The 24,999-nt window shown below is 43.6% G+C and carries 24 protein-coding genes; 11 read left to right on the top strand and 13 right to left on the bottom strand.

The genetic code is table 11. From position 1 onward, the window contains the following. The first annotated feature begins 426 nt into the window (after positions 1–426). Genes argC through argH form a run of 5 tightly spaced genes read left to right on the top strand, consistent with a single transcriptional unit; the run spans position 427 to position 6,517 of the window. Complete coding sequence (gene argC / locus KIH87_RS18670) at positions 427–1,482, top strand: N-acetyl-gamma-glutamyl-phosphate reductase (protein WP_232359360.1); 1,056 nt, start codon at positions 427–429, stop codon at positions 1,480–1,482. Next, a complete protein-coding gene (argB, locus tag KIH87_RS18665; RefSeq protein WP_232359359.1) occupies positions 1,475–2,314 on the top strand; it encodes an acetylglutamate kinase in 840 nt (279 codons plus the stop codon). The genes argC and argB overlap by 8 nt, the downstream gene beginning before the upstream one ends. After that, positions 2,314–3,225: an ornithine carbamoyltransferase gene (locus KIH87_RS18660; RefSeq protein ID WP_232359358.1), complete on the top strand. Its 912-nt coding sequence runs from the start codon at positions 2,314–2,316 to the stop codon at positions 3,223–3,225. The genes argB and KIH87_RS18660 overlap by 1 nt, the downstream gene beginning before the upstream one ends. 44 nt (positions 3,226–3,269) lie before the next feature. After that, a complete protein-coding gene (locus KIH87_RS18655) occupies positions 3,270–4,487 on the top strand; it encodes an argininosuccinate synthase (protein WP_232359357.1) in 1,218 nt (405 codons plus the stop codon). A 32-nt stretch (positions 4,488–4,519) separates the two neighbouring features. Next, positions 4,520–6,517, top strand: a complete 1,998-nt coding sequence (gene argH / locus KIH87_RS18650) for an argininosuccinate lyase (protein WP_232359356.1) — start codon at positions 4,520–4,522, stop codon at positions 6,515–6,517. A 113-nt stretch (positions 6,518–6,630) separates the two neighbouring features. On the opposite strand, the gene KIH87_RS18645 is transcribed toward argH, so the two are convergent. The 6 genes from KIH87_RS18645 to KIH87_RS18620 form a co-directional block, all read right to left on the bottom strand. Continuing rightward, a complete protein-coding gene (locus KIH87_RS18645; RefSeq protein WP_232359355.1) occupies positions 6,631–7,665 on the bottom strand; it encodes an ATP-binding protein in 1,035 nt (344 codons plus the stop codon). Then, positions 7,658–8,383: a response regulator gene (locus tag KIH87_RS18640; RefSeq protein WP_232359354.1), complete on the bottom strand. Its 726-nt coding sequence runs from the start codon at positions 8,381–8,383 to the stop codon at positions 7,658–7,660. Before KIH87_RS18640 ends, KIH87_RS18645 begins: the two co-directional genes overlap by 8 nt. A gap of 117 nt (positions 8,384–8,500) precedes the next feature. Beyond that, on the bottom strand, positions 8,501–8,749 hold the full coding sequence (locus KIH87_RS18635; RefSeq protein ID WP_232359353.1) for a hypothetical protein: 249 nt from the start codon (positions 8,747–8,749) through the stop codon (positions 8,501–8,503). Between the two features lie 359 nt (positions 8,750–9,108). Then, a complete protein-coding gene (locus tag KIH87_RS18630) occupies positions 9,109–9,918 on the bottom strand; it encodes a hypothetical protein (RefSeq protein WP_232359352.1) in 810 nt (269 codons plus the stop codon). 49 nt (positions 9,919–9,967) lie between these two features. After that, a complete protein-coding gene (locus KIH87_RS18625; protein WP_232359351.1) occupies positions 9,968–10,198 on the bottom strand; it encodes a hypothetical protein in 231 nt (76 codons plus the stop codon). A 263-nt stretch (positions 10,199–10,461) separates the two neighbouring features. Beyond that, positions 10,462–10,698 carry a hypothetical protein gene (locus tag KIH87_RS18620; RefSeq protein ID WP_232359350.1) on the bottom strand — a complete coding sequence of 79 codons (237 nt, stop codon included), beginning with the start codon at positions 10,696–10,698 and terminating at the stop codon, positions 10,462–10,464. A gap of 204 nt (positions 10,699–10,902) precedes the next feature. On the opposite strand from KIH87_RS18620, the gene KIH87_RS18615 reads away from it, so the two are divergent. Continuing rightward, the gene (locus KIH87_RS18615) at positions 10,903–12,114 is read left to right on the top strand and encodes a CaiB/BaiF CoA transferase family protein (RefSeq protein WP_232359349.1); all 1,212 of its coding nucleotides are present in this window, start codon (positions 10,903–10,905) and stop codon (positions 12,112–12,114) included. An 87-nt stretch (positions 12,115–12,201) separates the two neighbouring features. On the opposite strand, the gene KIH87_RS18610 is transcribed toward KIH87_RS18615, so the two are convergent. Continuing rightward, positions 12,202–13,113 (bottom strand): bifunctional GNAT family N-acetyltransferase/hotdog fold thioesterase, encoded by a 912-nt coding sequence (locus KIH87_RS18610; RefSeq protein WP_232359348.1) that lies wholly within the window; start codon positions 13,111–13,113, stop codon positions 12,202–12,204. A 53-nt stretch (positions 13,114–13,166) separates the two neighbouring features. On the opposite strand from KIH87_RS18610, the gene KIH87_RS18605 reads away from it, so the two are divergent. Further along, on the top strand, positions 13,167–13,937 hold the full coding sequence (locus KIH87_RS18605; protein WP_232359347.1) for a spermine/spermidine synthase domain-containing protein: 771 nt from the start codon (positions 13,167–13,169) through the stop codon (positions 13,935–13,937). Positions 13,938–13,942: 5 nt separating this feature from the next. On the opposite strand, the gene dtd is transcribed toward KIH87_RS18605, so the two are convergent. Further along, positions 13,943–14,380, bottom strand: coding sequence for a D-aminoacyl-tRNA deacylase (gene dtd, locus KIH87_RS18600; protein ID WP_232359346.1), 438 nt, complete (start codon positions 14,378–14,380; stop codon positions 13,943–13,945). 150 nt (positions 14,381–14,530) lie between these two features. Here dtd and KIH87_RS18595 point away from each other — a divergent pair, with 150 nt between their 5' ends. Next, the gene (locus tag KIH87_RS18595; protein ID WP_232359345.1) at positions 14,531–14,767 is read left to right on the top strand and encodes a hypothetical protein; all 237 of its coding nucleotides are present in this window, start codon (positions 14,531–14,533) and stop codon (positions 14,765–14,767) included. An 8-nt stretch (positions 14,768–14,775) separates the two neighbouring features. Then, positions 14,776–15,414: a DUF2959 domain-containing protein gene (locus tag KIH87_RS18590; protein WP_232359344.1), complete on the top strand. Its 639-nt coding sequence runs from the start codon at positions 14,776–14,778 to the stop codon at positions 15,412–15,414. A 32-nt stretch (positions 15,415–15,446) separates the two neighbouring features. Here the strand turns inward: KIH87_RS18590 and KIH87_RS18585 are convergent, their stop codons facing one another. From KIH87_RS18585 to metF, 3 genes are read right to left on the bottom strand one after another with little or no spacing between them, the layout of a single operon-like run. Further along, positions 15,447–15,929, bottom strand: coding sequence for a YbaK/EbsC family protein (locus KIH87_RS18585; RefSeq protein ID WP_232359343.1), 483 nt, complete (start codon positions 15,927–15,929; stop codon positions 15,447–15,449). 21 nt (positions 15,930–15,950) lie between these two features. Continuing rightward, a complete protein-coding gene (locus KIH87_RS18580; protein ID WP_232359342.1) occupies positions 15,951–16,949 on the bottom strand; it encodes a virulence factor BrkB family protein in 999 nt (332 codons plus the stop codon). Between the two features lie 17 nt (positions 16,950–16,966). Further along, on the bottom strand, positions 16,967–17,851 hold the full coding sequence (metF, locus tag KIH87_RS18575; RefSeq protein ID WP_232359341.1) for a methylenetetrahydrofolate reductase: 885 nt from the start codon (positions 17,849–17,851) through the stop codon (positions 16,967–16,969). Positions 17,852–18,004: 153 nt separating this feature from the next. Between metF and metJ the strand changes: the two genes are divergently transcribed. Continuing rightward, positions 18,005–18,319, top strand: a complete 315-nt coding sequence (gene metJ / locus KIH87_RS18570) for a met regulon transcriptional regulator MetJ (protein ID WP_232359340.1) — start codon at positions 18,005–18,007, stop codon at positions 18,317–18,319. A gap of 48 nt (positions 18,320–18,367) precedes the next feature. On the opposite strand, the gene pepQ is transcribed toward metJ, so the two are convergent. Beyond that, a complete protein-coding gene (gene pepQ, locus KIH87_RS18565) occupies positions 18,368–19,696 on the bottom strand; it encodes a Xaa-Pro dipeptidase (RefSeq protein WP_232359339.1) in 1,329 nt (442 codons plus the stop codon). 184 nt (positions 19,697–19,880) lie between these two features. After that, a complete protein-coding gene (locus tag KIH87_RS18560; RefSeq protein ID WP_232361524.1) occupies positions 19,881–21,809 on the bottom strand; it encodes a lytic transglycosylase domain-containing protein in 1,929 nt (642 codons plus the stop codon). A 534-nt stretch (positions 21,810–22,343) separates the two neighbouring features. On the opposite strand from KIH87_RS18560, the gene KIH87_RS18555 reads away from it, so the two are divergent. Continuing rightward, complete coding sequence (locus KIH87_RS18555) at positions 22,344–24,161, top strand: S8 family serine peptidase (RefSeq protein WP_232359338.1); 1,818 nt, start codon at positions 22,344–22,346, stop codon at positions 24,159–24,161. The last annotated feature ends 838 nt before the right edge of the window (positions 24,162–24,999 follow it).

Raw genomic sequence — 24,999 nt, 5'->3', positions numbered from 1 at the left:
GATTGAAATGAATGACAGGAAAAATAAATTAATATATTTATTCATGAATGTTGCATAAATATATTTTACTGGTAGTATGCGCAGAAACCTTGACGAAGTAGGACATCTAAGCCATAGCTTAGATAGTAGTCTATTCCCTTAGTTAATTTTAAATAGATCGATTTGGCACAATGAAACACTCAGCTTTACACATGTTTGCACAATGTTCTGATTTACTTCAGATGCTGTTTGTTTGTATTGCGTCAGGTGGTTTTATGCATCTATTGATTAACTTGGTAGGCAAGCAAACATCTTCACTACATTCGTCGTCTCTGCCTGTCACTCTCATTCGACGACGATAGTCGAAATTCCCATTTAGATTTATCCATATTAAGACCGAATAACCTTTTCGTTACCAAGCGAATGATAACAATCAAGAGTGAAATTATGTTGCAAAGTGCCATTATTGGAGCCAGTGGATATACCGGAACCGAACTTGCCAGACTGATCGTGCAACACCCGAATATCAGTCTGCATAGCGTGTATGTATCAGAAAATAGTTCCGATGCCGGAAAGTATTTAAATCATCTGGATGGGCGACTGTCAGAACAGGATTTTGAACAGCCTTATTTGGCACTGCAATCTATTAGCGAAGACACGCTGGAAGTGTTGGCGGATCAGGTGGATTTGATCTTCCTGGCGACGCCTCATGAAGCGAGCCATGACTGGATGCCCAAACTATTAAGCGGCAAAGCCAAAGTGTTGGATTTGTCTGGTGCATTTCGTTTGGCGCAACATGATCTTTACGACAGTTTTTATGGTTTTACTCACCAATATCCCGATTTGCTTGAACAGGCGGTTTACGGCTTGGCTGAGTGGAATGCTAAAGCGATTGAAAAAAGTAAGCTGGTGGCGGTTCCAGGTTGTTATCCTACCGCTTCCTTGATGGCACTTAAGCCTTTGATGCAAGCCGGGTTACTGGATGCCGATCATTATCCCATTATCAATGCCATTTCTGGCGTGAGCGGAGCCGGTAGAAAAGCCACTATGGGCAACAGTTTTTGCGAAGTCAGCTTGCAAGCTTATGGTGTGTTAGGACACAGACACCAACCTGAAATTGCCTCTCATTTGGGCGCAGAAGTTATTTTTACTCCGCATTTGGGTAACTTTAAGCGTGGCATTTTGGCAACGGTTACGGCGAAGCTGAATTCTTCTGCCAACGTCGAGGTCATTGATAATGCCTTTAATCAAGCCTATGCCGACGAACCTCTGATTAAACTTTGCCAGTCGTGGCCGAAGTTGGATGACGTTGTGCATTCTGCGCAGTGCCATTTGCATTGGAAATATGATGTGAACTCACAGTACATCGTTGTGACCAGTGCCATCGACAACCTGCTAAAAGGCGCAGCTTCTCAAGCTCTGCAATGTGCCAATCTGGTCAGTGGTTTTGCCCATCACACCGGGCTGTTAGCGCCATCTCATCAGGGGGTTGCTCATGGCTAATCATACGCCTTTGGTGATCAAGGTTGGCGGTGCGTTGTTAGAAGATAAAACGGCTGCAATCCATTTTTTCTCTACGCTAAAGCAACTTATGCCAAGCGTACCTCTGGTGTTGGTGCATGGTGGTGGAAACAGTGTTGAAAACCTGCTGAAAGCACTGGGCTTAACATCGGAAAAAATCGATGGTTTGCGGGTTACGCCAAACGAACATTTGCCTTATGTGGTAGGCGCTTTAGCTGGCACGGTTAACAAAACGCTGTGTGGATGGGCGATGCAGCAAGGCATCGTGCCTGTCGGGTTGTCATTGCTTGACGGCGGCATATGCACAGCAACGCAGCTTAACGAAAAATTGGGAGCTGTTGGTACTGCAAAAGCCAATGATCCTCAATTGTTATTGCAAGTCTTGGGCAATCAACAGCTACCCATTGTCAGCTCAATTGGTGCTGACGCAAACGGACAGCTATTGAACGTTAATGCCGATGAAGCCGCTGCGGCTATTGCTCATGCGCTAGAAGCTAAACTTGTACTTTTGTCCGATGTGCCTTGTGTGCTTGATGCCGACATGCAGCCTATTGCTGAGCTGAATTCAAAGTCTATTGAGCAGTTGATAGCGCAAGGCGTTATCAATGGCGGCATGGCGGTAAAGGTGAAAGCTGCCCTGCAAACCGCGAATCAAATTGGTAATCCTGTGATTATCGCTTCCTGGAAAACGCCTGAACAATTGCTTGGATTGATTCAGGGGGAAGCCGTTGGAACCACCATTCACAGCGATGCCGAAAGCAATGCGGAAAATATCGCTGAGTATCAAATGAAATTAAGTAGTGAGACCAAGTAATGAAACGGGATTTATTAACTTTTGAAAATTGGGAATCGGGGCAGTTGACCGAGCTTTTGAGTCTTGCTCTTGATGTAAAAACAAACCCTGCAAAATACAAACAAGCGTTGGCGGGAAAGTCGGTTATTGCCTTATTCGAGAAGCCGTCGCTAAGAACCCGTGTCAGCTTCGATATTGGTATCAATAAGCTGGGCGGGCATATGGTTTATCTCGACAGCCAAAGCAATAACTTGCAAGGCCGTGAAGATGTTGCAGATATGGCTGCCAACATGGCTTGCTGGGGCGATGCCATTGTTGCCAGAGTGTTCAAGCATGAAACCCTGAAGATCTTCGCAGAATCTTGCCAGATCCCGGTCGTTAACGCTCTTTGTGATTTGTACCACCCGTGTCAGGCATTGGCTGACTTTCTGGCAATGCACGAGACTTTTGGTGACGTGAGTAAAACCAAACTAGCGTACTTTGGTGACGGAAATAACGTTACGCATTCACTAATGTTAGTCGGTGCTCACTTGGGTGCAGATGTTGCTGTAATCACACCAGCAGGGCATGAACCTGTGCAGTCTGTTGTAGAAAGTGCTCAGGCTATTGCTGCTAAAACCGGAGCGACCATTACGGTCAGTAATGACATTGCTGCCGCCGAAGGGGCGAATGCTTTATACACCGACACCTGGATTTCCATGGGTGACGACACGCCACTGGACAAGATCAAACAATATTTTATGCCGTATCAATTGAATGAACAGCTGTTGGCTGACACTGGGGCGACCCATGTAATGCATTGTCAGCCGGCGCATCGTGATTTGGAAATCACCGGAGAATTAATGGACGGCGATAAGTCTTTGCTGTTGCTTCAAGCCGAAAATCGTATGCATGCACAGAACGCCATTCTTATTACCTTATTCGGTCAATAAGCCGGCAGTAACGAATTAAATAGTATTTTTTAGGAGCTTTATTCATGGCCATTGCGAAACCCAAAAAAGTAAACAAGGTTGTCCTCGCCTACTCTGGTGGACTGGATACATCAGCCATTATTCCGTGGTTGAAAGATAATTATGATTGTGAAGTGATTGCCTTTGCGGCTGATGTGGGTCAGGGCGACGAAGAACTGGAAGGCTTGCATGATAAAGCTATTCGTTCAGGTGCGAGTGAGTGTTACATCGCTGACCTGAAAGAAGAATTTGTGTCTGAATACATTTTCCCGACCGTGCAAACTGGCGCGGTTTACGAAGGTGAATACTTGCTGGGTACGTCTATGGCGCGTCCAGTGATCGCCAAGGCTCACGTTGAAGTGGCAAAGAAAGTTGGCGCCGATGCGTTGTCGCACGGTTGTACCGGTAAAGGTAACGATCAGGTGCGCTTTGAAGGTGCATTCGCTGCTTTGGCTCCGGAGCTGCAAGTTATTGCTCCTTGGCGTGAATGGGATATGTCTTCAAGAGAAGACTTGCTAGCGTATTTGGCTGAGAAGAACGTACCAACATCGGCTTCTGCGACCAAGATCTACAGCCGTGACGCGAACGCTTGGCACATTTCCCACGAAGGTGGTGAGTTGGAAGACCCTTGGTGTGAGCCAAGCAAGCAGGTTTGGACGATGACCGTAGATCCGGAAGATGCGCCAAACAAATCAGAAAGCGTTACCTTAAGTTTTGAACAAGGTATTTTAACCGCGGTTAATGGTGAATCATTCAGCCCGTATCAGGCATTGGTTAAGCTAAATACCATTGCCGCTGCTCATGGCGTGGGTCGTGTCGATATCGTTGAAAACCGCTTGGTGGGTATGAAATCCAGAGGTTGTTATGAAACGCCTGGAGGCACAGTGTTGATGAAAGCGTACAAAGCGTTGGAAACACTGGTTTTGGATAAAGCGTCTCTGAAATTCAGAGAGCAAGTGGCGTTAGAGTTTTCTCACGTATTGTACGACGGTCGCTGGTTCACTCCATTGGCTGAATCGTTGTTGGCGGCGAGTAAAACCTTTGCTCAGCAAATCACAGGCGATATCGTTGTGAAATTGTACAAAGGCAATGCTACGGTTATTCAACGTCGTTCACCAAACAGCTTGTACTCAGAAGATTACGCTACTTTTGGGGCTGACGACGTATACGACCAAAAACATGCAGAAGGTTTTATTCGCCTGTACAGCTTGAGCAGCAGAATTAGAGCGTTCACCAATAAATAGCTAACGAGATAAGAGAAAAGAGGAAGACCACCATGGCTTTGTGGGGCGGACGGTTTAAAGAACAACCTAGCGAATTATTCAAATCATTTAATGATTCCTTACCCGTGGATTATCGTTTAGCCACGCAAGACATAGAGGGGTCTATCTCGTGGTCACGCGCATTACTGCAAGTAGGCGTGTTGAGTGCTAAAGAGCAACAGGATCTGGAAAAAGCGCTCAATGAACTATTGCAAACAGTGCAGGAAAACCCTGCCTGTGTGCTGGAAGTGCCAGAAGGTGAAATGAGCGCCGAAGACATCCATAGCTGGGTGGAAGGCAAGCTCATCGCTAAATGTGGTGACTTGGGCAAGAAGTTACATACTGGCAGAAGCCGTAATGATCAGGTCGCGACGGATCTGAAATTATGGTGTAAAGCTAGAGGCGGAGAGTTGTTGCAGGCTCTGGTTAACTTGCAACAAGCCATGCTGGATCTGGCGAACAGAGAACGTGCTACGGTTCTGCCGGGTTACACCCACTTGCAAAGAGCTCAGCCTGTGACTTTTGGGCATTGGTGTTTGGCCTATGTCGAAATGTTCGACCGTGATATCAGCCGTATGCAAGACGCGCTTTATCGCGCCGACACATCACCTCTAGGTTCTGGTGCGCTTGCGGGTACAGCTTATCCGATTGACCGACATGCTCTGGCTCAGGATCTGGGTTTTAGACGCCCAACCTTGAACAGCCTGGATGCGGTATCGGATAGAGATCATGTGATTGAATTTATCTCTACTGCCAGCATCAGCATGATGCATTTGTCTCGTTTTGCAGAAGATCTGATCTTCTACAATACAGGCGAAGCCGGGTTTATTGAATTGAGCGATTTGGTTACGTCGGGTTCGTCGTTAATGCCGCAAAAGAAAAACCCGGATGCGCTTGAGCTGATCCGTGGTAAAGCCGGCCGTGTATGCGGTTCGTTGAGTGGCATGTTGATGACCATGAAGGCATTGCCTTTGGCCTACAACAAAGACATGCAGGAAGATAAGGAAGGCTTGTTTGACGCACTGGATACCTGGGAAGCCTGCCTGCAAATGGCGGTGTTGGTAACAGAAGGCTTGAAGGTAAACAGCGCAGCAACTTTATCAGCAGCACAGCAAGGTTACGCTAACGCCACTGAATTGGCGGATTATCTGGTCAACAAGGATATTCCATTCCGTGAAGCTCACCATATTGTGGGTGAAGTGGTATTGGCTGCGATAGCAGAAGGCAAGGCGCTGGAAGATTTCACTTTGGCTGAATTGCAGACATTTAGCGACAAGATCACTCAAGATGTCTACCAACATTTGACGATTGAATCCTGTTTGGATAAACGTCAAGTTGTGGGCGGAACGTCACGTGAGCAAGTTGAAAAGGCACTGCAAAGCATCAAAAAAAGCAGTGATGATTTAGTTGCCAGCCACGTTACCGGCAGCCCTGCGGTTGAGCAAATTAACCTGGCGTTGGGGCAGGTTCAGCAACGTCTGAACGCGCAAAAAGCGGCTGTAATGTCGGTACGTCGCGCAAAAATGACCGACGTGGAAGCGATTGAGCATATCGTTAACTACTGGTCTGAAAAAGGCGAAACGCTGCCCAGAACACGCTATAGCATCGTGCATGATATTCAGAACTTTGTAGTCGCCGAGCTGGATGGCAAAGTGATTGGCTGCGCTTGTTTGTATATTTATCAAACCGGACTGGCGGAAGTGCGTTCAGTGGGTGTGTTAAAAGAAGCCCAAGGCCATGGTCAGGGTAAGGCGATGGTGCAGTATTTATTGGAGCAAGCCAGGCACATTGAACTACAGCGCGTGATCGTGTTGACTCGTGCGCCCAAGTTCTTCGAAAAGTTAGGGTTTGCCCACACTCCGATGGACAGCTTGCCTGAGAAGGTAATTAAGGACTGTGATATTTGCCCCAAGAAAAATGCCTGTGACGAAGTGTCGATGGATTATCTGGTGAAAACCACCAATACCCAATTCGCTGAACAGGAACAGATCGAAGTTCAGGTTAAGTCTTAGTTGGGGTGGGTGTTTGTAGAGCTATCTGTAGAATTTCCTCTAGAAGTTTATAAGCTTATATACAGCCGCAGGGACGCGGCTGTTTAGGGCATTTAAGTCATGGCACTCCCGGATTAATTAATGCGAACAGTAAAGGTATTTTTCGCAAGCCCTTTACCTGCAAGTATCTCACTCTTTACCGACAAATCAAAAGCATGAGCTTTAGCAACAATGCTGGCAACATATAAACCTAAACCATTACCTTCTATTCTACTCCTTAAAGCCGATGTTGATCTAAAACCTCTATCAAATAAACTAGGCAGTTCGTCTTTCGGTATTAAATCACCAACAGAGATAACATTCATAGTTAAATCTTTGCCATTTTCTTCAAAATGAACTTCAACATCATTGCTTTTCCTATATTTCAATGCGTTTTGAAGTAAAGATAAAGGGATTATTTTAAATGACTCGTAAACACTATGTTTATTTTGAACTCGACCATTAATTTTAATCTTAATTTTACCCTTGTTGTTTTTTGAATGGCCTAATACTAAAGATATTTTGTGAAGCATGCTGTATATATCCGTGGCTCTTTTATGGCCAAAGGAAGCGCTTTCTGGATTAAAGTAAATGAGGCGGGTGTCAAGTGAGTCTAAAAGCATAACGCTTGTTTTATGGAGGCTTTTGAGATCTTCTGGTGCAGCTTCAAAACCACTACATTGAGAATTCTTTGATTTATTAACAAGTCGGTTAGAGTAAAAATTAATTTCATTTGCCCATTTTGCAAATTCATGGAATTGGTCAAATTTATCTTTTGCTATTTTATTAGCAAGTTTATTTATTGATGAGAGTTTTGATTCAATTTCAGAGAGCCATTTGTTTATAGCTGTGATTGATGTTTTTTGAGGTTTGTGCTTTTTAAATGGCTTTTTTGAGTTGCTACTACATATATAAACCCCTGAAATGACGAGTCTGCTCCCACCAATAATTTTAGATATATGGCTTAATCCGTGCTTGCATTTATAGATTTCTTCAGATTGTTTTTCGTTTAAACAAGAGTTATCACATGTCGGTGATTTGGTGATTTTAGTTCCATCGAAAAAGAAGTCATCGATGTACAAAGGCCAAGGGGATGTTAATATATTTTCTTTGAAAATGTCTTTAAGCATTATTTAAACGATCCTTCAAACGATTAACTTTGTTAAGAATGTCATCTGTTTTTGTTGTAGCAAATTTGTGCAAAGTTATTTTTAATTCTTGGCTTTCTATTTCATTTTTTAAATAATAAATAATCATTGAAGAAATACTTTTTTTCTTTCTCTTGCCTATTTGTAAAGACTCAATGTCATTATTTAATAATTCCGCAATGTTATTTTCATCATAGAAATTTAATTTCAATTCACCAATAATTTCTCTGATCTTATACTCATCAATTGGCTTTTTAATATTATCATCGCAGGTTCTAAAATAATCGTTCAGTTCTGTATGGAAATAACCAGAAGAAACAGCAATGACAGGGACTAACGGCCGAATATTTTTTATTATTTTTATTAACTTTGCACCGCCTTCCTCTAAATCTTCTTTAACAACGCCTTTAACATCTAAAAGAATCAAATCATGCTTTGATAACTCTTCCGCCTGAGAAAATGAAACTGATTCAAAAGTTTTAACCCTATATCCTAAGTTTTGTATGTAACTAATGGGGTAGCTGTCTAACTCATCGTCAACAATTGCGATAGTAAAATTATTAGAAAGGTTTTTTGAACGTATGAAATTTGTAACTTTCTGGAATTTAAAAAAATTCACTATAAATTCAGGTTTTACTGCCCACAAGAGTACTGATAATGCTAGTCCTGCAATAGATAATATGATTCCTATATTTTGCATTTATACTCCGTAACTTATTGAGCAAATATAACGCGCTTACTAAGCGGAAAATAAAGGTTGATTATTATCTCGAAGTGATGGGCACCTTTATTTTCCGTTTAATTAATTTGTTATAGGTTAATCTTTAAGCCACTTATACAGACCGTAACCTATAGCGCCTACAACCAATGGTGCGGCAGCTGTTATTGCTAAACCTGTTGCCATTCCTCCACCTGCAACAGAACCAATCGCGGAAAGTCCGGAGGTGATACCTGTCGCCCCCAAACCTGTAACAGTCCCTGCACTATAAACTGCGGTAACAGATCCTACAGCACCTGTTGCAGCACCTGCTCCGGCGGCTTTAATTCCATTATTTTCATTGCTCATATAGCACCCTTATATTGTTCAGAAAGTATTAAAAAGCTAGATAGCTTAGGTAAACCTCTAACAGTATATTACTGCGAATTCAAGGTATGCTCGTTTTGGTTCAATACCATTCGAGTCAGTAATTCGTATATTAGTCAATTTTACAGATAGGTTAATGTAATAGCCATATTTTATTCGTATGGAATTTCGGAGAAATCAAGAATTAGAATTTATGTGGATCTCTGCAACGCGGAAATCGAGCCCGAAATTCAAAAACGTTCAGAGGGAAGGCATGGAAGTTAAAGCAAGGGAAAGACTATTCCCTCGGATTACTAAGAATTATAGGGGTTTAAGGTAAAATTCAAGATAAGAGAGTTGCTTTAGGCTTTTTGACGAACGGTTCGTTTCTCAAATTCGTCAAATGTGACATCTTCGAATTCCGGAGTAAGAGCCAGCGCAAGAGCGCGGGCGCGATCACAAAGCATATTGGCACTATATATATGGCTTCTATCTTCTCCTTCGTCATCCCATTGCGTAAGCAATAATTCGGCACTATCCAAACATTGTTCGGCGTTGCTTTTATCAATACCATCCGGCATAACATTCACCAGTTGACGCAAGCTTTTAATTCGCTTGAAAACCTTTGTCATTTGCTCACATGAGTAACGTCTTTCAAAACGCTGACTAACGCGAGAAAAGATATCTAAAGGTAAGATTGATGCGGCAATAACCAAGAAGTTGGTGCTTAATATGAACATATCTCTCACGTTCCATAGCCACCAAGCACTTTTAATATCGTTATTTACGGACAAGGCTTGGTTAAGTGCTATTACGTTCCTGTCGATATGCATCGCGATATTAAACAAGACCTCAATAAGGTGAAGTCCAATAGCAAAACTCAGGGGCCAAAGCAAAATGCGAGCCCCAAACTTTGTACTTAAGAATAAAGTCAGGGCAATGGCACATGATACCGCAGCCCAATATAAGTAGTAGATGCTTACAAGGTTATCTTGCGGCAATATCCAATTAGTATAAATTGTCTGCGAAATCCCAAGGCTTCCAGCCATAACCAAACATAAGAAAAACGTCGGTTTATGATCTTTTCTGAAATAGAAGTTGTAAACAGCAACCAACAGAAAAGCAATCGCCCATACGTTGCCGATAATAAATCCAATAGCATAATCAAGCATACTTACTCTCGTTACTCTATCGGCATATAAACATCACTACCGATAATGATTAATCGTTACCTGTCCCAGGCGGATGTCCAACTCCACCACCCATTATCGTGACAGGGGGATCGCCAACACCACCTGTTGTTGTGATGATATCTGTGTTACCTGTACAGAAAATCCACCAACAATATGATTGAGTCGCGCTTTCATTCAAACTTTGAATATCTTCATTTGCCGTAGCTAAAACGGGTGTTAGCAGGAATGCCAACATGCAGATTATTTTTCTCAGGTTCATATTTGTTACTCCCAAATCATGCTTAACACCCCCTATGGGTGGTAAGGGTAACAATAATAACCTGATTTAAATTAAGAGCAAAAACCAAGCAGTTCCAGTTAAATACTGGCAAAACGCAATTAAACTGCCTTATTCAAAGTCAGGTAAGAATAATAACCGCATGATAAATTTATGGCAAGGGTGATAAATAAAAATTGATTTAAAGATTGGCCGCAATCAAAAATGATAAGGAATCAAAACAACCATTCTAAAAAATAGAGCTTTTACTTCTCACCGAGAAAGAACTCCGCCATGGTAACGTGGTGGAGATGCGCATTGCGCACCAATGTTTCAAGGAATGACAAACTATAATTCCCACGATTCACATAGTTGATAAAACGTTGTAGTTCATTGCTATTTTCAGCATCCTCACCGTAGACAACCTTATAAAACGCTTTATATCCGCCATAATAATCTTTCAGTTTTTTTGCGAATTGACGTGCTGGATGCTGAGTAGCCAATGAATGTCCTCCTAAAGAAAGCAGCACTATATTGAATGCTTTGAAAAAGATCAAAGCTGAACAATTACCAAATCCACTTTAATTTTCGGTGTGGGTGGTTATAAGCCCCCTTTTATGTTTTAAGATTACTCAAACCCCTACCAATCTTCCTGAGCTTACGGGAAGATATCGCTAAATTAACTCTCAACGTCAAAACAACATCCCATGAAATCATTACAAGGGATCCGGGTTCTGGATCTTTCTCGTGTTTTAGCTGGGCCTTATTGCACTCAGATGTTGGGTGATCTCGGTGCTGAGATAATCAAAGTGGAACGCCCGGGGGCGGGTGACGATACGCGCTTTTGGGGGCCGCCTTATTTGCAGGATGATGAAGGGAACGATACCTCTGAGAGTGCGTATTACCTGAGTGCGAATCGCAACAAGAAGTCATTGGCGTTGGATATCAGTACCGAAGAAGGGCAGGACATTATTCGTAAGTTGCTGCCTTCTTGCGATATTTTGGTTCACAACTTCAAGGTTGGTAGCCTGGAAAAGTACGGGCTGGAATACAATCAGCTTAACGAAGCGTTTCCGCATTTGATCTATTGCGCGATTTCCGGCTTTGGTCAAACGGGCGAAATGGCTAAAGAGCCGGGCTATGATTTCTTAGCGCAGGCCATGTCTGGCTTGATGGCGTGTACCGGTGAAGCGGGTGGTGAGCCGATGAAAGTTGGCGTTGCGCTTAGTGATGTGATCACCGGGTTGAATTCAGCCGTTGGAATTTTAGCTGCACTGAATGCTCGCCATCAAACAGGGCAAGGGCAGATGATTGATGTGAGTTTGCTGGATTGTTCTATCGCCAGTTTAACCAACATTGCGCAATATTATCTGACTTCCGGTAAGCCTGCGCCTCGTCAGGGTAATGCCCATTCCACCATTGTGCCTTATCAAACTATGGCGACAGCCGATGGCCATTTCATTTTAGCTGTGGGAAATGATGCACAATTCGCACGTTTCTGTCGGGTGATTGAGCGTGAAGACATTGTTGCCGATGTTCGCTATGCCACCAACGCACAGCGCGTGCTCAATCGAGAGGCATTACTTGCGGAGATATCGCCGATTTTAGCCGCTAGAACAACAGCCCATTGGCTTGAAGCGTTACGTGCTGCTAATGTGCCGTGCGCGCCAGTGAATACGATGGATCAGGTATTTGCCATGAAGCAGGTTCAGCAACGAGACATGGCGATTACACTACCTCATTCCTTAACATCGCAACCGCAACAATTGGTTGGATCGCCGCTGAAACTGTCAGAGACGCCGGTTTCCTACGATTTACCTCCACCGACCTGCGGGCAGCACACGCAAGAGGTGTTAGAGACGCTATTGGATATGAGCGCAGAAGATATTGCGCAACTGAAAGAAAAAGGTGTGGTTTAAGCATTGTTGAATGCTTTGGGGATTGAATGCTGTGCGCATTTAATTCAAGGCTGGGAAATCCAGCCCTGAATATTAAGATTTATTGCTTCAGGATTCGCTTGGTTCTTCCGGAATGATCCAATAAATGCCTTTAAACTCTGCGACTGGAACGTCACCGTCCTGGATATTTACGGTCACATTTAAACGACATTTTTTGCCACGACGTAGATATTCGTAATCCCCAGACATGGTTTCAATGTTACATACGGCTCTGGGTTGAGAAGTCACGGGTTTGTGGTAATGGATATTGCCATCGCCCAAGACAATTTCTCCGCTTAGCTTTTTCTGCTTGAGTTGCAGGAAAATCATGCCCCAACCGGTGAGTGTCGCTAAAGAGAAGATACTACCGGCAAACATGGTGCCGTGAAGATTAATATTCTTGTTGAGCGAAGCGCGGACTTCCAATGTTCTACCTGAATACTGATGCAGTTTGATTCCCATATGCTCGGTAATGGGAATGGTTTCATACCAGGTTTTTTGTAGTTCTTCACACCATTTTGGGTGCATTCTCAGCGCAGACTTGTCTTTGATGCGCTTGAGCATTTGTTGGCGTTTTTGTTTATCCAGCTCTTTCGGGGCTTGTTCCTGAATTTCAAAGCCGCAGTGACGGAAGAACTCTACAGAGGTTTCCATGCTGTTAGTGACAATACGTTCAGCGCCCTGCTTTCTTGCGACATCTTCTAAAGCAGCAATAATCAGCTTACCCAAGCCTTTGGTACGCATGTTTTTTTCTACGGCAACGTGCTTTATTTGCGCTTCTTCTGGCGCGTTCAGGTGTATTCGTCCAACAGCAAGTACGCGGCCTGAATTGTCCGTTATCATGCGATGTTCGCTAACCGACTCATACTCATCTTTTTCTGAACCTTCAGGTAAATTGAACGGTTCTCTGAGTATTTTCCAGCGAAAATGGAAGTATTTTTGTAATTCCTCTTCACTACGAGGGATCTTAACGTTATACACTAATAACCCTTTTAACTTGCAACAGACAGTTTCTGAAGTCTTCTACACTAAATATGGGCGAATCAACACTGTTCAATATTGACCACCAACTTATCAATGCTCGCATTGTTAACTTTGCCAAGCATGATTCAATCAACTTATCTGTTCATCAAAATGTTCAATTCCAGTGGCTGGAAATGAACAATACTGTACAGACGGTAATGGATCTAACCACACCTTATAAGCCAGTTCTACCACATATGCACGGAATGTTGTTAGCCCTTTATTATATGAGCAATCCGAAATCTGTATTAGAACTTGGGCTTGGAGGCGGTGCGCTACAACGCTTTTTCTATCATTATTTTCCCAAATGTCAGATGACGTCTATCGAGTTGAACAAGAAAATTATCGAGTATTTTTACGATTATTTCTCTGCAGGTTGGAAGGCAGATAAAAAGCATGTCGTTAAGCATCAGGATGCGCAAAAAGCGGTTAAACAATACCGGGAACAAGATTTGCTTTTCATCGATCTTTTTTCGGGTTACTCATCGCCTGATTTTATGCATCAAAAAGCCTTTTTTGAGGATTGTGTTAAGGCATTGTCTAAAAAGGGGTTATTGGTGATTAATTTGCTACCGATATCGGAAATTCAAACTCTGGATATTGAGATGCTTCTTGCTGATATCACTGGTTTTTCACCACAGATATACAGTATTCCTCAATATAGGAATCGCATTTTTATTTGCGGGCATCAGAAACTCGCACTTTTGCCCTTTGATCCTAAATTGCAGCAGATGTGCGCACGTTTTCATCTTAATTTGATGAATATTGTGCAACTTAAATAATCCCATCAAATTGATAACTGAAAGGTGACGGGGCCATCATTTTGCAGATGTACTTGCATGTCTGCGCCAAATTGCCCTGTTTCGCAGGTCATTCCGTTCGCTTTTACCTGTTCCACAAAATATTCATAGAGGGCTTCTCCCTGTTCAGGTGTTGCTCCTCGGGAAAATCCAGGACGGTTGCCTTTGCGAGTATCGGCAACCAGGGTAAATTGCGATACTACCAGAACCGAGCCGCCAGCCTGCTGAACATTCAGGTTCATTTTTCCTTCATCGTCAGAAAATACGCGATAATTTAGCACTCGTTCGCAAAGCCGGGCTGCTTTTGCCTCGTCATCTTCTCTTTCTACGCCTAATAGCACTAACAGTCCGTTATCTATAGCACCAACGACTTGCTCATTGACCTCAACACGCGCATATTTCACTCGTTGAATTAACGCTATCACTTACTTACTCCTCGAACCTTAAGCTACATTCTAACGGACACAACTAGACATGATTTTTGTTTGTATCTCAATAACTTTTAGACTAATTTGATAAAAGCCATCAAGCAACGAGACTGATGGTAATTCGTTAACGTATTAAAAGGAGATACTATGGCTGGTCAAGGTTCAGGTGGTAATGTCATCGCGGCAATATGCAATGTCTTTATGCCAGGATTGGGTCAATTAGTACAAGGTCGATTACTAAAAGCTATCATGTTCTTTTTGGTAACCTGGGCATGTTATGGCTTGGCATTCACAATCATTTTTATATTTTTGTGGCCTGTCGGCGCGATTTTTCATCTGTGGTCTATCATTGATGCTGCCAAATACAAATCCGGTAACGATTAGCGAAGCCTATGATCCGAATCATCCTTTTTAGCTTATTCTTCACTCTGGCAGGATGTCAGAGTGCCTATTATTCTGCCTGGGAGAAGCTGGGCGTTGAAAAGCGCGACATTCTGGCTGACAGGGTGGAATCTGCAAAATCTGCTCAGGAGGAGGCTCAGGAGCAGTTTACTGATGCGCTCGAACGCCTCAGTACCTTGATTTCCTTCCACGGCGGGGAATTGCAAGATACTTACGAAGCGCTGAAAGACCAATACGAGAGCAGCAAAAGCAGTGCGGAACGTGTTGGTGCGCGCATCGACAGCATTGAAGATGTGGCAGAAGCCTTGTTTGATGAATGGTCGACTGAACTTGAGCAATACAACAACGAATCGTTGCGTCGTAAGAGCGAACAACAGTTGCACCAAACCCAGCGACGTTATCAACGCTTACTTGCAACCATGCGTAAAGCCGAAGCCAGTATGAACCCTGTGTTAGCGACTTTGCAGGACAATGTGCTTTACCTAAAACATAACCTGAATGCCAGCGCGGTTGGTGCGTTGCAAGGTGAGTTTGAAAATATCAAAAAGGACATTGAGCAGTTAATTAAAGAGATGAACAATTCTATTGCTCAATCGGATGAGTTTATTAGTTTGATTAAGCAGAACTAGCAACTGCCCTCATTGTTTGGCGAAGAGTGAGTTTACTTCGCCAAAGCTACCCAAAGACCTTTCGTTAATTCATCCAGATCCGACGGCCTGAGTTCAAATACGGAATTAGGGGTTCCTGCTGCTGCCCAAATCGTCTCGTATTGCTTCAGATCGGGATCAAGAATGGTGGTGATATTGCTGCTGTGGGCAACCGGTGGCACACCACCAATCGCAAACTCTACCTTTTCTCGCACATAATCTGCATCGGCTTTAGCCAATTGAATACCGGTTGCCTGCTCGATTTTATCGGTGCAAACCATGTTGGTGCCAGAGGCTACGATGAGCACTGGCTCGTCATTTTGTTTGTTTTTGAAAATTAAGGACTTGGCGATTTGGGAAACGGAACAGCCTATGGTGTCTGCGGCTTCTTGTGCAGTTCGAGTCGAGCTTGGCAGTTGCTTAACAACAAACTGTTTGCCCTTTTCTGACAGGTAATCCTGTACTCGTTGAGAAGCTGCTTTTAGTTGTTCGCTCATGATTTTTCACAACTTCAGAAATCAGGTTTTCGCTATTTTCTCTATTTGTACGGTAACGATGGCTCCAAGTAGCACAATCGTCCATGACAAATAAACCCAAACAAAAAGAATGGGCACGGCAGCCAATGCGCCATAAATGATTTGATAGGAAGGAAAGCCAGTCACGTACAGGGCAAATAACACTTTTCCTAATTCAAACAAAAGCGCTGCGAAAATCGCCCCAAATGCGGCGTGTCGAGCTTTAACCTGTTTATTGGGTACGACCATGTAAACGCCAAAGTGAAAGGCAAAAGAGATTAGGAAGGGAGTGAGTTTCAGAAATGCTGTGCCTAATCCCGGAGTATATTCATCAGCAAAGGCTGTGAGAGAGACCAGATAAGAGCTGATGGCCAAACTGCTGCCAACCAGAAGTGGGCCTAGTGTCAGTACCATCCAGTAGATGGCAAAGGTGAATATTGGGCGTCGTTGGCTGGGTGTGCCCCATATCTGGTTAAGGGATTTGTCGATATTGGAAATTAGCAATAAGGCAACCGCCATTAGCACTAAAATACTGATCATGCCCATTTCCGAGGCGTTACCAACAAACTCGCCCACGTATTTTTGCACCACATCGCCCGCGGCAGGCATAAAGTTGGTAAAAACAAAGGATTCTAGTTGCCCGCGAATACCTGCAAAAGCAGGGAAAGCAGACAAGATAGCGAAGAAAACAACAACGAAAGGAACCAGAGATAACAGGGTGACGTAGGCTAAGTGCCCTGCTGTAACACCAATGCGGTCATCTCTGATTTGATTAAGGCATCCTTTAATAAAGGCAAACAAGGATGCCCTATTGGTTAGCACGCCAACGATGGAAACGATTTCTTCAGTAGCATTGTCATCATCATGACCATCAACATCAACAGACTTATTGACAGTGTTGTTGCTGTCAGTGCTGCTGTGACCGTCTTTAACGATGCTGGTAACGTTTCCTTTATTTTGACTACCGGATTTATTCTGGTCGCCTGAATTGTTCGTTGGCATTGTATCCCTATGGCTATTTACTCTGGGCGAACTCCCAAAATATGGCAAATTGCATAGGTGAGTTCGCTACGGTTCAGGGTGTAGAAGTGGAAGTCTCGTACCCCTTCTTTTGCCAATACTTTCACCATGTCCATAGCGATGCTGGCACCAAGCAGGTTACGGGTGGTTTGATCACCGTCATCCAAGCCTTCATACATTCGATGCAACCAGTTTGGCACATGAACATTGGTAAAGCCAGCGAAGCGCAACAGAGTATTATAGTTAGTGACAGGCAAAATACCGGGCACTAACTGAATGTCTATGCCTGCTGCAGCGGCACGATCTCTAAATCGCAAGAACACTTCAATATCAAAGAAAAACTGTGTAATTGCCTGATTTGCCCCGGCTTCTGCTTTACGTTTCAGATTTAATAAATCGAATTGAGCGTTAGGCGCGTCGGGATGAGTTTCAGGGTAAGCAGCAACAGAAATGTCGAAATCTGCCACACCTTTTAGCAGTTCAACCAGATCGGCTGCGTAAGAGACTGGCTCTGTCATACCTTCCGGCATGTCGCCTCGAAGCGCAACAATGCGGCGAATACCGTTGTCCCAGTAGTCTTTGGCAATTTGTTTTAATTCGTCGGCTGTCGCATCAATACAAGTTAAATGCGGAGCTGCGGTAATACCGGTTTCAGTTTGAATACGCTTAACCACATCATGGGTTCTATCCCTTTCACCGCTGTTGGCACCATAAGTGACCGACATGAAAGATGGTTTTAATGGAGCCAAACGTTGCACTGACTTCCACAAGGTCTCTTCCATCGCTTCATTTTTTGGCGGGAAGAATTCAAACGAAACGTTGATATCCTTTAATTCAGAGATTGATTGGTTAAGGGCGTCGATACCCTGTGCATAGGAACCCATGTTAACTCCAACTTTAGACGTTTAGATGGCTAAATACTGCTACCAATTTAATTACCATTTGGCGAGCCGTCAAGCAGTTTAGACATCTAAATTTGACTGACGACCTGTAAAGATTACAATTCCACTCAGAATAAACAGCATTGGGGCAATTTAATGGCAGAATGGAATGGTGAGTATATCAATCCCTATGCGGAACATGGTAAAAAAAGTGAACAAGTTAAAAAAATTACCGTATCGATTCCGCTGAAAGTATTGAAAATCCTGACGGACGAGCGTACTCGTCGCCAGGTTAACAACCTTCGCCACGCAACTAATTCGGAATTATTGTGTGAAGCGTTTCTGCACGCATACACTGGGCAGCCGCTTCCCGATGATGATGATTTACGCAAAGATAACCCGCACAAATTACCTAAAATTGCGCGGGATACACTCGTTGATGAAGAATTTGAAGAAGAAAGCGAAAGTTAGGATCTTTCTCGACTTTCCTGTGTTTGAGGCTATTGGGGCTAATAGGATTTAGCCCAGCCCCAAATCTCGAGTCATGTTTTCATTGCGATCACGATGAACGATAACATTATCTTCAATGCGAATACCGCCGTAAGGTCTAAACGCATCAACCTTATCCCAGTTCACATATTTTGATTGTGGCGTCGCTTTTAATTCTTTTAACAAGCTGTCGATGAAATACAACCCGGGTTCAATGGTGAAAACCTGATTCGGTTCGATCATGCGCGTACAGCGTAAGAATGGGTGCTCTTCCGGTGCGGGTTTTGGTGTGCCGTGATCATCGGCGACCAATCCGGTGACATCATGTACCTGAATTCCGAGGAAGTGGCCAATGCCATGCGGGAAGAAGGTTTTAACCAATCCTTCCCGTAGCACATCTTCCTGAACCAGATTAACAATGCCGAAATCGGTGAGTAACCCTGCAATTTTACGATGTGCAGATAATTGAATATCGGTGTAGTCACGGCCAGGCTGCAATTCATCAACCAATGCCAGCGTTACCTTGTCCATTTCGCGAACCAGATCGGCGAATTCCGATTTTTCATCGAAGGCATAGGTGCGAGTGATATCAGAAGCATAACCGTTAAAGGTTGCACCGGCGTCAATTAGAAACGAGCGATGTTGCGCAGGTGCGCTTCGGTCTTGCACAGTGTTGTGTAGAATCGCCGCGTTTTCGTTAAGTGTGACAATATTGGTGTAAGGTACTTCATTTTCACCGTGGCGCGTTGCCATCAGGTACGCCAGATTGATCTCAAATTCGCTTTTCCCTTGACGGAAAGCTTGTTCTGCTGCTCTATGGCCTGCCACCGCAATGGCTCCGGCTTCGCGCATACAAATTTGTTCATATTCGGTTTTGTAGCTGCGCTGATATTGAATGTAATGCAGCACGCGATCGGGATTAACCAAATCAAAACCTAATGCACGGGCAACCTCAATGTACTCGCCCATGTAAGCGTATTTTTGTTTGTCGTAAGGAAGATACTTCTCGACCGCTTCTGGTTTTTTCAATAAATGAATATCAAATTCACTACACCAGAAATCATTCGGCTCTTGTGGCACTTTGTGCCAAAAATCGACTGGGAGATAGAAAATTAACTTGGGTTTGGATTCGCCATCCAGAATCAACCAGCAATTAGGATTATCGACAACAGGCAACCAGGCTTTGAATAGCGGGTTGGCTGAGAAGGGATAATAGTTGTCATCAAGGAACTTGCGTTTTGCTTGCCCTGAATGGATCACAATACCGTCAATGCCTTCGCGTTGAATCGCTTCTTTGGTAATGTTTTGCAATCGTTGAATGTGTTCTTTGTAGCTATTTTCTAGTTGTTGAACTGTCATTAGATACCCGATAAAACTGAATGATTAATGAGACACATACTATCATAACCCCTAGTCGGGATAAGGAAGTGTTTTGAGATGGCTGTTTTTTGCCACCACTTCTTATCCTGACCAGAGGTTATCATATACTTGCCTTACCCTTTAAGGCATGGGAGTAACAAGTATTTACCGAAACGTACTGGAACTAAAAGCTGCCAGATTGAGGGATCTTCATGTGAGTGAAGTCTTTAAACAGGTTTTCTTCCTTCCCTAACTGCTGCAAATAAATCTGCTTATAGGCCATAACGGCTTTGACATAATCGCGAGTTTCTTTGTAAGGAATGTTCTCAACCCAGATATCCATTGGCATAGTGCCGTTCTCTGGTAGCCAGTCTTTTACACGACGCCAGCCAGCATTATAGGAAGCGGTGGCAAGAATCGGGTTGTTATCCATGCGATCCATTAAATAGCGCAGATATCTTGTACCCAATTGCACATTGAAGTCAGGATCGTATAGCTCTCTGTTTTTTACTTTGTCTTTTTCCAGATAGCGAGCCGTTCCTGGTAGAAGCTGCATTAAGCCTCTAGCGCCTGCTCCAGAATTAGCATCGGCCATAAATGAACTTTCGCGACGAGCGATGGCAAATGCCCAAGCTGGGGAAATATTGTTTTGCATTGCGCTGTTTTCAAGCGTGTCTCTATAAGCCAAAGGAAAACGACGGGAAACATCATCCATATAGCCCGCTTTGGCAAAAGTTCGAATGGCCTGATCATGCCAGCCCCAGCTATCGGCGAGAACAGCAGCCATGTTCTTTTGCTCTTCGCTTAACAAAGATACCAGATAACGCCACTCTCTGCGGGCACTGGTAAACCGCTTTAATTGCAGAAATTCATAGGCGCGTAACGCAGCAGGATGGTTAGCGATCAGTAGTAACTCCTGCTCGGTAAAGCTGAGGGGCTTATCGACGATAGAAGGCGCTTTGTCCAATTTGCCGCTGGCCATAAACCCATAATAATCGCGTTTTTCCGACAGGTTTTGAAATTCTATGGTGGCTTTGTCTTTTGCTTGCAGCTCTTCCAGGGTGCGCGCAGTCCAATATTGGAATGACTCCGAATCGGTTAAATCTTCAGGTGCAGAGTTAATGACTTCCATTGCATGGTTCCAATCCTGATCCCTTAACACATGAGCCAAATGCCAGCGAAATAGTTCTTCGTCGGACGTTAAATCATTGGCGCGTTCTAGCCATTGTTCTGATTTGGGGTGATTTACGATAACCAGACCCAGTGCGAATCGCTCAGTAATCTGTTTTTTCTGTTCATCACTAAAAGGGAATTGGCGAGACAGGCTTTCCCAGCTTTTCAGTGCTAAATCTCGTTCTTTCCATATCAAACGTTTAAGACCATAAGACAAAATTTCCGTTTCCAGTTGTGGCAACTTGCCCGGGAATCTGGTGGCGCGGCTGACATAACTCGGAGAGCGTCTTACTTTCATCCATAAATCGGCTAAATACTGTTTGTTTTCCGGTAATAGGGTTTTCAAATAAGGGATTAAGGTGTGGTTGCCGCCATCAGCTGCCAGCTTTAGCCGTTCGTAGACCATATCCGCAGTGCGCCGTCCGGCATTTGTCCATTCATCAAACACGTTGTCGCAAGCTTTAGGCTGTGAATTGCCTACTAGCCAGAGCTCATCAATTTCTTCCAGAGCAGCTTGGCGTAACTCGGGTCTGGCGAGCCTGAACTCAATGTTATGGCAGCGTAAACCGGCATCACCAATGTCTCGGTAATAATGTAAAAACATGGCTTGTTGATTTTGCCCTGCTAAATACTTCAGCCACTTCATTCTTAAGGGCCTGTCTAGCGGTGAGCCTTCATACTTGGTCAGGAATTCATCTATCTTGGTTTTATTCGATAAAAAAGGGTAACGCATTAGCGTTTTGAGATGAACGTAGGGAGCCAGGGGATAATCCTCTAGCTTCTTAATGAGAAACTTTGATTCATTACTATTGGGACTGTGAGCTATGGATTCTGCGCGTGAGAACCATTTGCGGAGCTGTTTAAGGTCTTCTTCATTCGTTTCAGCACAAGCCAACCCGCTATATAGCGTCACAAGCACTAAGAAGAATAATGAAGGCATTTGTCTCACATTGGATCCCTTTATAAATCAGGTCTTCAAAACATAAGATTATCCGGCTCAAGTTGCAAGAAGCATCTATCAAACCAGGTATTAAAATTCACATCAAAGTAGATAAATTTTAGACGAAAATCAGTGATGCAAACGAGCAAGGTTTTCGGAAAGTATTCGGTAAATATTAAACTCTAAAATGTAAGTGTTATTAATTTTAATAACTATAATGCTGCTATTTTTTGCACAAAAGAAAAAATGAATGCTGTTCAATTAAATATTTAACCAAATAAAAACAATGGTTTATAAATGTGAAAAAGGTGATGTCGCATAAGTATAAAAAGCTGTCGCCAAGTTCATAACTGTGATCTTGGGAATCGGGGTAGAGTGAACGAACTCACGGAGTTTTCGAGTCGAATGATAACTACCAAAACATAAACGTCATTCGCTAGGGTTAGTCCCTAATAACGGAGTATGTAAAGCGAGAAAACCCAAATACAAAGTTGGGCAAAATAATCAGTGTTGAAATTGAAGGAAGTAGTTAAGATGAAAAAAGCTTTTACATCTACTCTTATGGCTGCAGCAGTTGCTACAGCATTCTCTGCAAATGCAGCTAACGACCGTTACATCATCCAGGTAGACAATGCCGGTAAAGGCATTGTTAAAGCCTTGGCTAAACAATCTGGTGGTGAAATCCAACTAGATTCAAACGGTTTTATTGCTGCGACATTCGCAGGCAAATCGTTAGATCAAGTCAAAGGCTTGATGAACAACCCTCACGTTAAATTGGTTGAAGAAGATTTCGTTCGTCGCCCAATGGCTGTTTACAGCGATGACGCTGGCGATCCTATGGTTCAACAGGTTACCCCTTACGGTTACTACCAGGCAGAAGCAAATCTGGTTAACTTTAATGCTAATGCTGGCATGAAGGTTTGTGTTATCGATTCCGGTCTGGATCAAACTAACCCTGACTTCGTATGGAGCCGCATTACAGGTGACAACGATTCAGGCACAGGTAACTGGTTTGAAAACGGTGGCCCTCACGGTACTCACGTTGCTGGTACTATCGGTGCGGCTGACAACAGCTACGGTGTAATTGGTATGGCGCCTGGCGTAAATATGCACATTATCAAGGTGTTTAATGCTGCTGGCTGGGGCTATTCTTCTGACTTGGCTCACGCGGCTAACTTGTGTTCTGCTGCAGGTGCAAACCTGATCAACATGAGCCTGGGTGGCGGTGGTGCAAACGCGACAGAAGAAAACGCGTTTAATGCATTCCGTGACGCGGGCGGTTTGGTTTTGGCTGCTGCGGGTAACGACGGTAATGATGTTGCATCATACCCTGCTGCTTACTCTTCAGTGATGATGATTGGTGCTGCTGATGCCAACAACAACATCGCTGATTTCTCTCAATTTCCTACTTGTGTTACAGGTAAAGGCCCCAATGCGAGAACTGACGATACTATCTGTGTTGAAGTTGCTGCTGGTGGTGTAGACACTCTATCTACTTACCCTGCAGGTATGGCGACATCGTCTTCATTCAGCGCTGATGGTGTTTCATTTGCATCTTCTGCAATGGAAAACTTTGGTTCTGCCACAGGTGCCACTTACTTCATGGGTACAGCAGAAGCTGTTGACTCAGCTGCTAATGGCAAGATTTGTGTTATCGACCGCGGTAACATCTCATTCCACGATAAAGTTGCTAACTGTGAAGCGTCTGGTGGTATTGGTGCCGTAGTTATCAATAACGTAGCTGGCATGCTTTACGGCACATTGGGTGACCCTAACACAACAACTATTCCTGCTATTGGTGCAGCTCTTGAAGATCGCGCGGCTATTTTGGCAGCAAGCACTGCCACCGTTGATGTTGTAACAAGTGACTACGGTACTATGAGTGGTACTTCAATGGCGACACCTACAGTAACAGGTATTGCAGCATTGGTTTGGTCTAATCACCCAACCTGTACAGGTGAAGAGATTCGTGCAGCGCTTAAAGCGACTGCTGAAGATCAAGGTGCAGCTGGCCATGACGTCAACTTCGGTTACGGCTTGGTAAAAGCTGGCGCTGCTAATAATTACCTGACAACTAATGGTTGTGCTGGTGGTAACAATGGCGGTGGTGACTTCACCATGACAGCCAGCGGTTACAAAGTTCGTGGCTACCACACAGTTGACTTGAGCTGGGCTGGCGCAACTACCAGCAATGTTGACATCTACCGTGATGGTCAATTGGTTGTAACAACCGCTAACGATGGTGCTTACACCGATAGCATGAATTCTAAGGCTCGCGGCGTAACCTACACCTATCAAATTTGTGAAGAAAGCACTAGCACTTGTACAACAACGGCTACCGTTTCCTTCTAAAAACGATTGAACAACACTACTGTTGGGGCGGGCTTCGGCTCGCCTTTTTCGTTTTGGCTTTTACCTATTAATTTAAAGTTCCCGTTCTTAAAATATTTCTCTTTTCCGTTTATTCATTTGTAACCTGCGGCAGGCAATTCATCTCTTGGTTTGATTGCCAAGATAGTCAACCGTATTGCTTATCAGTTAATGGCTACATTCCAACCTCACAATATTCCAGATTATTTAGTGTGATGCTTGTTCTGGTTCTAACGGTGCTTGGAATTGAATGAATAAATTGTGGGCAGAGAAAATCAAGCGCTCATTCGGAGCGTTAAAAACGCCAATCACGAGTCCATAAATATTACCTAATAGGTGCTTTTAGGAATAAATTAATTATTAAACGGTGTTTATATAAAAATATAATCATTATAAATCAATTGTTTGCGGTTAATTTTTGATGTTGTCGCAATATTGATAAACTTTGTCGGCGATTTCCTAACGCTACCGATTTAACAAGACTAAACTGGGAACATCTCAAGGCAGTCAGAGAAAAGTGTTTAAAGAATAACTACCAAATTCTGACACTTCCCTTACGGAACATAAGGGCACAATAAAAATCAATTCAAATAAAAATAAGTCCAGTATTCAGATGGGCAAAGCAATTAAGTGTTGAAGGAAATTATAGGGACGTAATTAAATAAAACTAAAAATAACGAGCAGCACTTGCGATTGAGCAAGTGCTGCATATAACTCCCCCTACACCAGCACCGCTGTATCACCCTCTTCAGGCCATTTTTCCAGAGCAATTTCCAATCAATTTCACATCAAGTAATGAGAATCTGCTAATAGACGGATT

Origin of the sequence: Paraneptunicella aestuarii (assembly GCF_019900845.1) — a bacterium.
In the GTDB taxonomy this organism is placed as follows: Bacteria; Pseudomonadota; Gammaproteobacteria; order Enterobacterales; family Alteromonadaceae; genus Paraneptunicella; species Paraneptunicella aestuarii.
Note: the sequence above shows the minus strand (reverse complement) of the source record. Positions and strands in the feature narration are given on the sequence as shown.